The sequence below is a fragment of the Ruegeria sp. CDSB013 genome (assembly GCF_059611165.1).
On the sequence record NZ_JBXWPA010000005.1, the window covers coordinates 177,567 to 191,119 of the forward strand.

General features: G+C 58.3%; 14 protein-coding genes and 1 tRNA gene. 10 read left to right on the forward strand and 5 right to left on the reverse strand.

The features are described from left to right. Positions 1–141 precede the first annotated feature (141 nt). The 4 genes from AC2FJF_RS11155 to AC2FJF_RS11170 all read left to right on the forward strand — a co-directional run bounded on the left by AC2FJF_RS11155 (position 142) and on the right by AC2FJF_RS11170 (position 4,343). On the forward strand, positions 142–1,689 hold the full coding sequence (locus AC2FJF_RS11155; protein WP_496725473.1) for a trimethylamine methyltransferase family protein: 1,548 nt from the start codon (positions 142–144) through the stop codon (positions 1,687–1,689). Between the two features lie 76 nt (positions 1,690–1,765). Continuing rightward, positions 1,766–2,869, forward strand: a complete 1,104-nt coding sequence (locus tag AC2FJF_RS11160) for a mandelate racemase/muconate lactonizing enzyme family protein (RefSeq protein WP_496725474.1) — start codon at positions 1,766–1,768, stop codon at positions 2,867–2,869. 11 nt (positions 2,870–2,880) lie between these two features. Further along, positions 2,881–3,612 carry an SDR family NAD(P)-dependent oxidoreductase gene (locus tag AC2FJF_RS11165; protein ID WP_496725475.1) on the forward strand — a complete coding sequence of 244 codons (732 nt, stop codon included), beginning with the start codon at positions 2,881–2,883 and terminating at the stop codon, positions 3,610–3,612. After that, positions 3,609–4,343 (forward strand): SDR family NAD(P)-dependent oxidoreductase, encoded by a 735-nt coding sequence (locus AC2FJF_RS11170; protein WP_496725476.1) that lies wholly within the window; start codon positions 3,609–3,611, stop codon positions 4,341–4,343. Before AC2FJF_RS11165 ends, AC2FJF_RS11170 begins: the two co-directional genes overlap by 4 nt. A 4-nt stretch (positions 4,344–4,347) precedes the next feature. Here the strand turns inward: AC2FJF_RS11170 and AC2FJF_RS11175 are convergent, their stop codons facing one another. Genes AC2FJF_RS11175 through AC2FJF_RS11190 form a run of 4 tightly spaced genes read right to left on the reverse strand, consistent with a single transcriptional unit; the run spans position 4,348 to position 8,820 of the window. Next, entirely contained in the window at positions 4,348–5,688 is a 1,341-nt protein-coding gene (locus AC2FJF_RS11175; protein WP_496725477.1) for an NAD(P)/FAD-dependent oxidoreductase, read from the reverse strand. Then, on the reverse strand, positions 5,685–7,181 hold the full coding sequence (locus tag AC2FJF_RS11180) for an aldehyde dehydrogenase (protein ID WP_496725478.1): 1,497 nt from the start codon (positions 7,179–7,181) through the stop codon (positions 5,685–5,687). Before AC2FJF_RS11180 ends, AC2FJF_RS11175 begins: the two co-directional genes overlap by 4 nt. A 3-nt stretch (positions 7,182–7,184) precedes the next feature. Further along, complete coding sequence (locus AC2FJF_RS11185; protein WP_496725479.1) at positions 7,185–8,102, reverse strand: dihydrodipicolinate synthase family protein; 918 nt, start codon at positions 8,100–8,102, stop codon at positions 7,185–7,187. Between the two features lie 7 nt (positions 8,103–8,109). Beyond that, positions 8,110–8,820 carry a GntR family transcriptional regulator gene (locus AC2FJF_RS11190; RefSeq protein ID WP_496725480.1) on the reverse strand — a complete coding sequence of 237 codons (711 nt, stop codon included), beginning with the start codon at positions 8,818–8,820 and terminating at the stop codon, positions 8,110–8,112. Positions 8,821–8,957: 137 nt separating this feature from the next. On the opposite strand from AC2FJF_RS11190, the gene AC2FJF_RS11195 reads away from it, so the two are divergent. Then, positions 8,958–9,908 carry a GlxA family transcriptional regulator gene (locus AC2FJF_RS11195; RefSeq protein ID WP_496725481.1) on the forward strand — a complete coding sequence of 317 codons (951 nt, stop codon included), beginning with the start codon at positions 8,958–8,960 and terminating at the stop codon, positions 9,906–9,908. Between the two features lie 385 nt (positions 9,909–10,293). Beyond that, positions 10,294–10,797, forward strand: coding sequence for a hypothetical protein (locus tag AC2FJF_RS11200; RefSeq protein ID WP_496725482.1), 504 nt, complete (start codon positions 10,294–10,296; stop codon positions 10,795–10,797). Between the two features lie 160 nt (positions 10,798–10,957). On the opposite strand, the gene AC2FJF_RS11205 is transcribed toward AC2FJF_RS11200, so the two are convergent. Then, positions 10,958–11,032 (reverse strand) — tRNA-Thr (locus AC2FJF_RS11205). An 83-nt stretch (positions 11,033–11,115) separates the two neighbouring features. Between AC2FJF_RS11205 and AC2FJF_RS11210 the strand changes: the two genes are divergently transcribed. Genes AC2FJF_RS11210 through AC2FJF_RS11225 form a run of 4 tightly spaced genes read left to right on the forward strand, consistent with a single transcriptional unit; the run spans position 11,116 to position 13,530 of the window. Further along, on the forward strand, positions 11,116–11,271 hold the full coding sequence (locus tag AC2FJF_RS11210) for a hypothetical protein (protein ID WP_496725483.1): 156 nt from the start codon (positions 11,116–11,118) through the stop codon (positions 11,269–11,271). 6 nt (positions 11,272–11,277) lie between these two features. After that, positions 11,278–12,546 (forward strand): UDP-N-acetylglucosamine 1-carboxyvinyltransferase, encoded by a 1,269-nt coding sequence (gene murA, locus AC2FJF_RS11215; protein WP_496725484.1) that lies wholly within the window; start codon positions 11,278–11,280, stop codon positions 12,544–12,546. Beyond that, entirely contained in the window at positions 12,543–13,019 is a 477-nt protein-coding gene (locus AC2FJF_RS11220) for a DUF2948 family protein (RefSeq protein WP_496725485.1), read from the forward strand. The genes murA and AC2FJF_RS11220 overlap by 4 nt, the downstream gene beginning before the upstream one ends. 43 nt (positions 13,020–13,062) lie before the next feature. Beyond that, on the forward strand, positions 13,063–13,530 hold the full coding sequence (locus tag AC2FJF_RS11225) for a GNAT family N-acetyltransferase (RefSeq protein WP_496725486.1): 468 nt from the start codon (positions 13,063–13,065) through the stop codon (positions 13,528–13,530). The last annotated feature ends 23 nt before the right edge of the window (positions 13,531–13,553 follow it).

The window sequence follows — 13,553 nt, forward strand, 5'->3', positions numbered from 1 at the left end:
CCAAAACAGACGCCGCCCCATTTGGGGCGGTGTTTTTCGTTCCGGGTGTCTATGTCGTTTCCTGCAAACAGATATCGCAATCAGTGAGGTGCGCCGGCGCCGAATCCGTCAGTCTGATTAGCAAGATTGGAGGATTGCCCCGTGAACATTCGTACTGCGACACGCTCGGGCGGACGCTCTGCCCGCCGCGCCCTGCGCACTGCCCCGAACTTTGAAATGCTGCCTGGCCTGACCAGAGGCATCCCCTTGTGTGAAGTGATGGATAGCGCTCAAGTCGAACGCATAGACAGTGCCTCGATGGACATCCTTGAGAACGTTGGCGTTCAGTTCCGAGACCCCATCGCGCTGGAAGATTGGAAGAAGGCCGGTGCCAAAGTCGATGGCGAACTGGTTTACCTCGACCGCGGGTTGGTGCGCGAGTTGATCGCCACCATACCCAGCGACTTCACATATCACGCGCGGGATCCGAAAAAGAATGTGCGGCTGGGCGGTAAGCACTCGATCTTTGTGCCTATGACCGGCGCCCCATTTCTGCGCGATCTGGACGACGTGCGCCGAAATCCGTTGTTGGAAGATCTGGCGATGTTCCACAAACTCAGTCACATGATGCCCGCGCTGCATTCCTCGGCCCATCACATCGTGGAACCCTACGACCATCCGATCAGTCAACGGCACCTGCGCATCACCTATTCGTCGATGAAGCATTCGGACAAGACGTTCATGGGCATGACCACTTCACCCAAGAATGCCGAAGACGTCATGGACATGTGCGGGATCTTGTTTGGCGAGGAATTTCTTGAAGATCACCCGGTGACCACCGGTAACTGCAACGGCAACTCGCCGTTGGTGTGGGACGAAACCATGCTGGGTGCATTGCGGGCCTTTTGCCGTCGCAATCAACCAGTGCTCTGCTCACCCTTCGTTCTGGGGGGGGCCAACACGCCTGCATCTGTTCCGGCCACTGTGGCGCAGCTGAATGCCGAGGCGCTTAGCGCGCTGGCCTACACACAGGTCATTCGCAAGGGTGCGCCGGCGATCTATGGGCACTACCTGTCGACCGTGTCGATGAAATCCGGTGCGCCGATGGCGGGTACACCCGAAATTAACCTAATGAATTTCATGATTGGCCAGATGGCCCGGTATTATGACGTCCCTTGGCGTACTTCGAACACGCTGGGTGGTGCCAAAACCTTTGACGCCCAGGCCGGATATGAATCTGCCACCACCTTGCAGGCAGTCATGCATGCGGGCGCTAACTACATCTGGCATTCAGCCGGATGGAATGAGGCCGGGATGCACTGTTCCGTGGCCAAGTTTATCGTCGACGCCGAACAATGCGCGATGGCCTATCGCATGGCTGAGGGGCCGAGATGGGATGATTTTGATCAAGCTCTTGCAGCAGTGCCCGATGTCGGGCCCGGCGGGCACTATCTGGGACATCCGCACACGCAGGACAATTTCCAGAGCGCCTTCTTCATGCCTGAACTGTTCGACAACAACTCGATCGAACAATGGCAGGCCGAAGGTAGTGTCGAAATCACGGAACGCGCCCTGAACCGCGCACGCGCGTTGCTGGCCGAATATGAGGAACCCAAACTGGACGAGGCGAAAAACGAAGCCCTGCTGGATTACATCGCCCGGCGCGAGCGCGAGATCCCGGCGGCTGACGAGCTGAACCAGAGTTACTAGGATTATCGCCCCCGAGACTTGCCCGCCCGACACCAGGGCGGGTTTTTTCCTTTCAAGACACGATGGAATATCTGCAGTGAAAATTACCGAAATTCACATCTATAGCCACGATCTGCCGGTCAAGAACGGCCCCTATACAATGGCCAATGCCGAGGTCTGGGCGTTGGACGCCACACTGGTCAAGTTGGTGACCGACAACGGATTGGTCGGATGGGGAGAGACTTGCCCGGTTGGCCCCACGTATGCCGAGGCACACGCTGCTGGTGCGCGTGCCGCTCTGGCCCAAATGGCAAATGGGTTGCTGGGCGCCAAGGTTTCGCTGCTGGGGCTGCACCGTCGGATGGATGGTCTTCTAAACGGCCACAACTATGCCAAAGCGGCCATCGACATTGCAGCGCATGACCTGCTGGGCAAGCAATTTGGGGTCAGCGTATCGGAACTGCTCGGCGGTGCCGAAGTGGACAAGGTTCCGTCGTATTACGCGACTGGTGTTGGGGCGCCGGATGATATCGCCACACTGGCAGCAGGAAAATTGACCGAAGGCTATCCGCGACTGCAAATCAAGGTTGGCGGTCGTCCGGTTGAGGTTGACATCGAAACCATCCGCAAAGTGTGGGAGGTCATTGGCGGGTCCGGAATGCGCTTGGCCGTGGACGGAAACCGAGGTTGGACAACCCGTGATGCGTTACGCGTCAGTCGCGTATGCCCGGATATCCCTTTTGTCATGGAACAACCCTGCAACACGATTGAGGACCTGCAAAAGATACGGCCACAAATTGGCCATCCGATATACATGGACGAGAACTCCACCGATCTGAACACGGTTATCTCAGCGGCCGGCACTGGCCTGGTGGATGGGTTTGGTATGAAAGTCACACGGATTGGTGGCCTGCAGCCAATGCGCGCGTTTCGAGACCTCTGCGAGGCGCGCAATCTGCCTCATACCTGCGACGACAGTTGGGGCGGGGACATTATCGCCGCGGCCTGCGTGCATATTGGCGCGACGGTCCGACCCGATCTGCTGGAAGGTGTTTGGCTGGCTGCACCATACATCGAAGGAAATTACGATGCCGAGAATGGAATCAGCATAGAGGGTGGGTATATCCAAGTTCCAACCGGGCCGGGGTTGGGCGTCGTTCCCGACGAAACCCGCTTTGGCGCGCCCGTCGCATCTTTCTGATGGAGCATATCATGGAGTTTGCAGGAAAATCGGCTTTGGTCACGGGCGCTGCTGGGGGGATCGGAACCTCTCTGGTGCGCCGCCTACGTGCTGCCGGCGCGCAGGTTGCCGTTGCTGACCGCCTGACCGACGGGATCGAGGCTGATGCCCATCTGCCCGGCGATCTGCTGGACCCGGTCTATGCCGATGCGCTGCCGAAACGGGCGGCAGATGCGCTGGGCGGGTTGGACATTGTTGTTAACAACGCAGGTGTCATTACGCGGGGTGCCGTCACTGAAACCTCGGATCAGGATTGGTCTCTGTCTCTGGGCGTGAACGTCGAAGCCCCCTTTCGAATTTGCCGCGCTGCGATACCGATAATGGCTGCGAACGGAGGCGGGGCGATCGTAAACACCGCATCCTGTTGGGGTCTGCGTCCTGGCCCAAACCATGCGGTCTACTGCATGACCAAGGCAGCGATCGCCTCTCTGACCCAATGCATGGGGATGGACCACGCCCATCAGGGCATCCGCATCAACGCCGTTTGCCCAAACGAGGTGAACACGCCTATGCTGCGGTCCGGGTTCGCCAAGCGCGGGTTCGATCCGGATACCGCGGTGGCCGAACTGGGGCAGACTGTTCCCCTGGGCAGAATTGCCGAACCTGAAGATATTGCCGACGTGATCCTGTTTTTGGCCTCGGATGCGTCGCGGTATGTGTGCGGTGCGTTACTGGAAGTGAATGGAGGCAAGCCGGTATCATGACCCGATTTAATGGCAAAATCGCCCTTGTCACCGGAGGACGCAGCGGGATCGGTCGGGCCATTGCTGATCGACTGCGTCAGGACGGGGCGCAGGTGTTTACCGCACAACGCGGGCAAGATCCCAGGTTCGAAGGGATCGAGGCAAATTTTGGTGATCCGAGCAGCCCGCAATCTGTGGTAAATCAAGTCGTTGAGCGGGCAGGGCGTCTGGATATCCTCGTCAACAACGCGGGCATGATGCAGGAAGCCCTTGTCGAAGATATGAGCCTGGAGGATTGGCAGCGCAACCTGACAGTCAACCTGACGGCCCCTTTTTTGCTGATCAAGGCGGCATTGCCCCATCTGCGGCAGACGCAAGGGAACATCGTCAACATCGGCTCGATCGAAGGATTGGGCTGTAATCCGGGCCATGCGGCCTATTGTGCGACCAAGGCCGGGTTGCACGGCTTGACCCGTGCCGTCGCCGTGGATCACGGGACGGAGGGGGTCCGCTGCAACGCGGTGGCGCCCGGCTGGATCGACACTGAACTGAACATGGGTTTCATCGACGCTCAGCCGGACCCGGATGCATTTCGCCGCGACATTGGCCGCATCCATCCCGTCGCCCGGACTGGCCGACCAGAGGAGGTCGCGGCAGTGGTGGCGTTTCTTGCGTCTGAAGAGGCCAGCTTTGTCACCGGTCAGATTTATACGGTGGATGGGGGTCGCATGTCCAAGCTCAGCCTGCCCTGACAGGTCATTCCTTTCCGGAACGCCACTCTTTCCAAATCAGATAGCTGTTTGCACCCAAAGATGCGAACGGCTCGGGTGGTAGGCGCGGCGGCATCGGCTGGGTCAGGAAATGATCCGCAATGTATGATCCGCCCTGCGTGACCAATTCCGCCACCGCCATGCCCTGCAATGTCCCTCGGGCAATTCCCAAACCGTTCTGACAACAGGCCGAGAAGACGCCCGTGTCCAACTCTCGGAACGCCGCTGATCCGTTTCGGCTAAGGCAAAGCATTCCAGCCCAACGATGCTCCATTTGCACATTGGGCAGATGCGGGAATCGTTCGCGGAACTTGCGGTCGTGCACCCACCCTGCATTACGCAGGCGCATTGGGCTGGTTTCGATTGTCGGGTGAAATGTTGAACAAGACCGGATCAGGATCCGGTCGCCATAGCTGCCCGAGACCCGCCGGACCGAGGTGCCCATCGGATCAGCCGGAGTGACCGACCAGCGGGATTGACCGCCCAATGTCGTGACCTGTTCAGGCGTCAAACGCTCGGTGATCGACGCGTAAAGGCAGATGTGCATCAGTCGGCGCTCGTAGAACCCGAAGCTTTCCAAATGGCCGTTATTGGCCAGAATGATCCGACCTGTTGAAACTTGCGCATCGGGTGTTTTTACCAGCCACCCCGCGCCTTGTTTTTCCAAGGCGGTAACGGGAGAGTTTTCGAACAGATCAACTTGTGACGATAAGTGGGAGGACAGAGCCCGAATGTAACCGGCGGGCTGAATCATCACCGTGCCAGGCGCATAAAGGCCCGAGCTGTAGTGCGGGCTGCCCGTGATCTCTTGCATCTGTTGGCGGTCAAAAAGCGTGCTGGGCTCTCCCAACCGATCCAGATGTGCGGCGAATTCGCGGTTGTGCCTGTCCCCGGCTCGTGTGGCAGCGGCGTTGAACTTGCCACATGGGTCGAACATTTCCTGCGGCAGCTCGCATTCTTCAGCCACGTTCGTTGCAAATCTTATTGCGCGGCGGTTTAGGGCTATGGTTGCGCGGTCCGCTTCCAGCCCGTTTCCGGCGTAATTGTCCGAGGCCAGATCATGAGGCAGATCGATCATGAAGCCCGAATTGCGACCAGCGGAACCTTCGGCAAAACGACCGGCCTCTAGCAGAACAACCTTGAGCGCTGGGTCAACCTGATGCAGCCGGCGCGCAGCGCTCAGCCCGGCAAACCCGCCACCGACAATTGTGACGTCGGCTGAGATGTTCTGTTCAAGTCGGGGGAGCGATGTTTGGGGCGGCAGAATGGCGTTCCACCCCGCCGGCCCAGTCTGTCGTGGCAGCCGTTTTGCAGTATAGGCCGTCAATCGATCGCCTCGTCCGCGTCATCGGCCAGATCAATCCAGATGGTTTTCAACTGGGTGTACTGGTCGTGGGCGTGGACCGAGTTGTCGCGGCCACCAAAACCGGATTGTTTGTAGCCGCCGAAGGGGGTGGTGATGTCACCCTCGCCAAAGCTGTTCACCGTCACGGTTCCGGCGCGGATCGCCCGCGCGCCGCGGATGGCTCGCTTGGCGTTAGCCGTAAAGATCGAAGCACACAGGCCATAGTCGGTGTCATTGGCAATCTTGATGGCCTCGTCAAAGCCAGACACTTCGATCACCGACAGAACGGGACCAAAGATCTCTTCGCGCGCCAGAGTGCTGTGATTGCCGGGCACTTCGACCACGGTCGCTTCGACAAAACCCTTGTTGGCATTGCCACCAATCACCACGTTTTCGGCTTGTTCTAAGTAGCCGCAGACCTTGTTGTAGTGGCCTTCGCTGACCAACGCACCCATTCGGGTTTCCGGGTCCAGCGGATCACCGATGTTCCACTGCTTCGCGTGATGGGCGATCCGCTCCAGCAACTCGGCCTTTACGTCCTTGTGCACGATCAGACGGGACGAGGCGGAACAGTTCTCACCCATATTCCAGAACGCGCCATTCACGACATGGGCCGCCACGCGGTCAAGGTTCTCGGCATCATCCATCACGATGGCCGGGTTCTTGCCGCCCATCTCCAACACAACCTCTTTGGCGTTGCTTTCCGCCGAATAGGTCAGGAACCGTTTGCCAGTGACGGTCGAGCCGGTGAAAGAGACCATGTCGATATCCATGTGTCGACCAATCGGCTCACCGACATCAGCGCCGCCACCGGGCACGATGTTCAAAACGCCGCGCGGCAGGCCCGCCTCCATCGCCAGTTCCGCGAGGCGCAGGGCGGTCAGCGTGGTTTCGGTCGCCGGTTTCACCACGACGGAACAGCCCGCCGCCAGCGCTGGCCCGATCTTCCACGCCAGCATCAGCAGCGGGAAGTTCCACGGCAGCACCAACCCCACAACTCCGATGGGTTCGCGCACCACCATGGCGATGTGGTCGTCGCTGGCGGGCGAGACCTGATCATAGATCTTGTCGATCGCCTCGGCATGCCATTTCAGGCAGTGTATCGTTTCGGGGATATCCACGGTTTCGCAGTCATAGATGGTCTTGCCGCTGTCGATACTCTCCATCACTGCCAATTCACGGGCATTGCGAGTCATCAACTTGGCCAGTCGGATCAGTATGTCCTTGCGATCCGAGGGGTGCATTCTGGACCAGCGTCCATCGTCAAACGCCTCGCGCGCTTTTTCGACGGCAAAATCCACATCCGCCGCGTCGCAAGCGGCAATATCGGCCAGATTCTCACCTGTAGCGGGGTTCACCGTCGCAAAGGTCTTGCCTGAGATAGCCGGGCGGTAAGCGCCGTCGATGAAGGCCCCGGTGGGCAAGGTCAGGCCCGCAGCGATGGATTTGTATTCGTCCTGTGTCAGCAATTCCATGCCTTAGCCCTCCGCCACGATATCTGCGATTGTTTTCTTCAGCACGCGCGTCACCTGTTCCAAAGCGCGTTTGTCATCCTTGTTCAGCCCCTTAAGCGGGGGCCGCATCGAGCCTGCGTTGATCCCGTTCATGGTGACGCCATGCTTGATGGTCTGGATGAACTTGCCGCCCTGTTCCAGCACCCGCATCAACGGCATCATGGCGGACATGATGCGGCGGCCCTTTGCGAAGTTCCCTTCGACAACGCAGGCTTGATATAGTGCCACATGTTCGGCTGGCAGGAAGTTCGACCCACCGCAGACCCAGAACGGTGCGCCCCAGGCGAAGAATTCCAGCGCCTGATCATCCATGCCGCAGCCAAGCTGGATATGCGGGTAATCCCGCGCCAACAAATGCACCCGGTTGATATCCCCTGAGCTTTCCTTGATGCCGCAGAAGTTTCGGCTGCGCCCCACGCGGTCAAGGAATTCTTCCCCCATCATTGTACCGGTGCGGTGCGGGTAGTTGTACAACATCACCGGCAAGTCAGCGGCCTTGTCGATAGCCAGCGCGTTCAGGGCGTTTTCCCGATCGGTCGGCACAGAATAGGGTGGGCTGGCCAGCAGGATCGCGTCTGCGCCAATCTCACGCGCGCCCGAGGCCAGCGCGATGGAATCCGGCGTCAGCATCGCTCCAGTTCCGACAACCAGAGGCAACCGGCCTTTCAACTGCTTATGCGTGAACGACGCCAGTTCCAGCCGTTCTTCGACGGTCTGGGCATAGTTTTCACCCGTTGACCCGCCCGAGATCAGCCCGTGCACACCATTCTCGATCAGGTATTCGATCACGTGGGACAGGGCATCCCAGTTCACGCGGCCATCTTGGTGATAGGGCGTGACCACCGGGGTATAGATCCCCTCAAATCTGAAAATCGGGTTCATTCCGTCCTCATGCAGGTTTCGAAAGGGGCGGGATACCCATCGGGATATCCAGCGCAGCAGGCATCACGAACAGTTCGATTTGGTCGCGTGACAGGTTCCAGTGGTCCTCGGCCAGCTGCGCAGCAGCCGCCTCATCGCCCGCCTCGATGGCGGCGATGATGGCGTCATGCTGGCGACTTGCCTCGGACAGGTTTTCGGTCTTGTGCGCGGATTGGGGTCTATAGAAGGTCATCCCGATCCGGGCATGGTCGATCAGCAACCGGTTGAATGATGGCCGCAAGTAGACATTGTCTGACATCTCTCCGGTCACATCATGAAAGCGGTTATTGGCCAATGCCCGATCTTCGGCGGATCCGGATTGCAAAGCGGCCATGAACGCCTGTTGCGCGTCTTTCAGGTCGTTGATCTGCGTCCGCGTGGCGTTCTGCGCGGCAAGTCGCAAAACTGCGCCATAGACCATGGGTGCCGCCAGAAAGAAGTCACGCAGGGTGGTATAAGACATCTCGGACACCCGGGCACTGCGGTTGGTGCGCAAGTCCAGATAGCCTTCGCCCGCCAGTTGCCGGAACACTTCGCGCAACGGTGTCCGGGACAAGCCGAAAGCGTCGGAAAGATGCGCCTCGTCCAGATCTGTGCCTGGTTGCAGGCGCAGCGTCAGGATCGACACCTTCAGGTGCTCCATCAACTCTGCCTTACGGGACTTGGCGTCGTCTTTCATCCGTTCCTCCAACAGTCGCTGCGCGAATCGTGCCGGCCATTTCGTTCATTCTCTGTATTCCAATAAAATACAAGTTGTATACAGAAAAGAATCGTGCAGCATAGGCCGTCGACCACGTCAAACTGAATCGGACGTCTATGCGCCAACCCCGTCACATCACTTTCATCCTGATCGAGGAATTCTCACACCTCGCCTTTTCCTGCGCGGTCGAGCCGCTGCGCATTGCCAACCTCGTCAGTGGTGAAAATCTGTATGAGTGGTCTTTTGTGTCTGAACACAGCAAGCAGGCCGTCTGTTCCAACGGGTCGGTGACATTGGTTCATGGTGGACTGGATGCGCTGCCAAAAACAAACCAGCTGTTCGTGCTGTCGGGTATTCATATGCGCAACCATGTCTCGCGCCCTTTGCTTGCAACCCTGCGGCGCGAACGGGCACGGGGAACCGCCATCGGCGCCTTGTGTTCGGGCGCGTGGTTGCTTGCCGAGGCAGGGTTTCTGGATGGGATGCAGGCCGCCATTCACTGGGAGTACCACGATGCCTTTATGGAAGCCTTTCCCGAGGTGAACTTGGTGCGCAGCGTCTTTGTCGCCGATGAAAAGCACATCACTGCCTCGGGTGGCACGGCGACCGCCGACCTTATGTTGCACCTGATTGAACGGGACCACGGCCAAGAGTTGTCCATCGCGGTTGCTGACCAGATGGTCTACAACGCCGTGCGCAATGCTACGGCTAAACAGCGTGTGTCTCTTCAATCGCGCAACGGGATGCGTAACGCGCATCTCGCCAAGGCAATTCATATCATGCAGGACTGCATTGAGGCACCGGTTTCCCCATCTGATATTGCCGGGGGTCTGGGGATTTCAACGCGCCAGTTGGAACGGTTGTTCGGCAAATACCTCAACACGTCGCCCAAGAAGTACTTTATGGAGCTTCGGCTGGAGCGCGCGCAGAAGCTGCTATTGCAGACCGAAGCATCCGTGACCGAAGTGGCAATGGCCTGCGGGTTCGAAAATCCGGGACATTTTTCGCGCGTTTACCGGTCGAGTTTTGGTGTGACGCCACATGCCCAAAAGAACAAGATAGACTAAGTGATAAGGACGGGGGGAGCGTCTCTGTCCTAAGGCGAGCCTGGCTGAACAGGCGCTCACCCCCTGATCCTGCTTCGTACCCCCTCGTTAAAACTTTACTGGTAAACTGGTCAGCAGGATTGAGTATTCATACATATCGAAGTGGGCATAACTATTACAAGATCGTGTCAGATATGTGTGCTTTTTGTTTAAAACATTAACGTTTGCGGTGTTCACCAGTTGACCAAATGGCTCAAAACAGGCCAACTTATAGGGTGAAATGTATAGACAGACTCTGAAGTTGGCCAAAAAAGACGACAAATCGGGAAATTCTGACCGCAATTCCCATGCCGGCGATGCCGTCAGATTTTATATCTTCATCACAAATTGACGGTGGAGGATATCAATGCACTTGGAAATCGGTAAATCTGACTCCCGCTTCGCCAACGGCGCGGTTTCTCGTGCCAGTCGCGAGCGTCAGATTTGCGATGCGGCCAAATTGGCCGAAGCTGCCTTTTCCGAACTCACCGCTGTTGCAGACCGCGCGCCGGATATGGCGGCGTCCAACGGTCAGGTTTTTCAGGTGTTCCGTTGGTTTTTCTTGTCGGCTTATTGCACGCGACTGCTGACCAACGCCGCCCATCGCCTAGAGCGTCAGACTTTGCAGGTCTCGATGGATGTATTCAGCGCAGTTCGAATGGCCCTGCCGGAGTCCGAGGTTGAGGTTTCCATGGCCTTGGCTCGCGATAAGGCGACAACTCTGGCCGCTGCGCGCACGAACAAAATAGGATGCCGCGGACATTCTGCGGGCTGGATCGCCGCAAAGATGAAACAGCAAGGCCGGAACATCCCGTCTGAGATCAAAAGCTCACTAGCTGGTGCATTGTCGGCGTCGGAACGGCGCATTTGACGCATTCAACGGTACCGTCGCAAACTGGGTGATTTCTAAAACGGGCTTTCGGGCGTGAACCGCACAGCCCTGGTTTCGGGCATTTGTGGCGCAACCAGCGCGACAACCAGATTCCACATTCATAACAAAGCAGCGCTTGCGTTTAGCAGTGGAGATTGGATGGTGCTGCTGGAGAGAATTGAACTCTCGACCTCTCCCTTACCAAGGGAGTGCTCTACCTCTGAGCTACAGCAGCGCTGTGGGCGGGTGATTAGACTCAAACGAAACGCGGCGCAAGGGTGTCTGGACGGTTTTTTTTGTCTCCTGTAGAGAAAGACAATGGCAGACAAAAATTCACCCAAAAAAGACGGTAAATCCGGGGACGCGCGCGAAGAACGGCTTAAGGCCGCGCTCAAGGCAAATATGGCGCGGCGCAAGGCGCAGGCCAAGGCACGAGCGGCTTCCGGAGACAAGGCCGGCAAGGACGAGGGATAAGAGCAGATGGATTCGATTTTGGTAACGGGCAACGGGCCGCTGAACGGACAGATACCGATTGCGGGGGCCAAGAACGCATGTCTGACGCTGATGCCCGCAACGTTGCTCAGCGAAGAACCGCTGACGTTGACCAATGCGCCACGGCTGAGTGACATCAAGACAATGACTGCGCTGTTGCAATCGCTGGGGGCCGAAGTGTCCTCGTTGCAGGATGGGCAGGTGCTGGCGATGTCCAGCCATGACCTGACCAGTCAGACGGCGGATTATGAGATCGTGCGCAAGATGCGGGCGTCCAATCTGGTGCTGGGTCCGTTGCTGGCGCGTTTCGGGCAGGCCGTCGTGTCGCTGCCCGGTGGGTGTGCCATCGGCGCGCGTCCGATGGATCTGCACGTCGAAGGACTTGAAGCGCTGGGCGCAGAAATTAAACTGAAAGACGGTTACTTGCACGCCAAAGCCCCCGGAGGGTTGAAAGGCGCGGTGCATGAAATGCGCTTTGCCTCGGTGGGCGCGACCGAGAACATCGTCATGGCTGCGACGCTGGCCAAAGGCACGACCGTTCTGAAGAACGCTGCACGAGAACCTGAGATCGTCGATCTGGTCGAATGTCTGCGCAAGATGGGTGCACAGATTTCGGGTGAGGGGACCTCGACCATCGAGATTCAGGGCGTAGATCGGCTGCATGGTGCAACACATCAGGTGGTGACCGACCGGATTGAATTGGGTACCTATATGCTGGCCCCTGCGATGTGCGGCGGCGAGGTTGAGCTGTTGGGAGGTCGTATGGCTTTGGTCGAATCCTTTGCGGCCAAGCTGGATGCGGCAGGCGTGCATGTCGAAGAAACTCAAAATGGCCTGAAGGTTGTCCGCAAGAACGGTCGTGTCAGCGCCGTGGATGTGGTGACCGAGCCATTCCCCGGCTTTCCGACCGACCTGCAGGCGCAGATGATGGCACTGATGTGCACGGCCGAGGGAACTTCGGTTCTGGAAGAACGTATCTTTGAGAACCGCTTCATGCATGCCCCCGAATTGGTGCGCATGGGCGCAAATATCGAAGTGCATGGCGGTACAGCGACCGTGACCGGAGTTGAACGCCTGAAGGGAGCGCCCGTGATGGCGACGGATTTGCGGGCCTCAGTCTCGTTGATTCTGGCCGGAATGGCAGCTGAGGGGGAAACGACCGTCAGTCGGGTCTATCATCTGGACCGCGGATATGAACATGTGGTGCGTAAGCTGGAAGGCGTGGGCGCAAAGATTGAACGGATCAAAGGCCAATGACAGATGCAAGTTTCGAAGACGGACGCGAAGCCCCACTGAATCTGGGGGCCGAGGACGCCGATGACCTTCAGGTGATCTCGACCCTGGCGCAGGATGCGATTTTCCCAATCACCGAAATGACGTGGCGACCCTCTGAACGCCGCTTCGGTTTACTGCTGAATCGCTTCCGCTGGGAAGACAAGGACGCTGCCGCGCGCCGGGATCGGCCATTCGAACGGGTGCAGGCGGTTTTGGTTGTCGGCTCGGTCCTGTCAGTGGCCAGTCAGGGTGTCGACCGCAGCGATAAGGACATGGTGATGTCTCTGCTGTCGATCGATTTCGAAGCCGGAGAAGATGGCGCCGGGCAGATTACGCTGACGCTGGCAGGCGACGGTGCAATCCGTTTGTCGGTCGAGGCGCTGGATGTCACCCTCAAGGACGTGACCCGGCCGTATCAGGCCCCATCCGGTCAGGCACCGCACCATCCGGAATAAGCGCGGCATAGCACAGGCATTCACCGGACCCCCACAGGGTCTGGTGCTGCGCCGTGCGACCGTTTTCGATGTGTTCGATCTGAGCCATGTTCTGATCCGGTCAATTACCGAACTTTGTAAGGCGGACCATCAGGATGATCCTGAGTTGATCGCGCAATGGACCGCAAACAAGGATCCGGCGACGATCAGGGGTTGGATCAGAAACGGCGCACAAATCTGGCTTGCCGAACATAACGGGCAGCCTGCGGCAGTTGGTGGGCTGACCGAAGCCGGAGAAATCACGCTTTTGTATATCGATCCAGGTCACATTGGTTGCGGTATTGGCGGTGCTTTGTTGAAGACGCTAGAGCAGGAACTAATCGCTCTTGGCTGTACCGAGGGGCAGCTTGAAGCCACCCGAACGGCACAGGGTTTCTATGCGCGACACGGCTGGAAAGCCACCGGAGGATGCAGTCAGCGCTGTGACTTATCCTGTCTGAGTATGCGCAAATCGCTGCACCTACAGGACTGAGGGTTGAGGCCGGCCCATCTGGG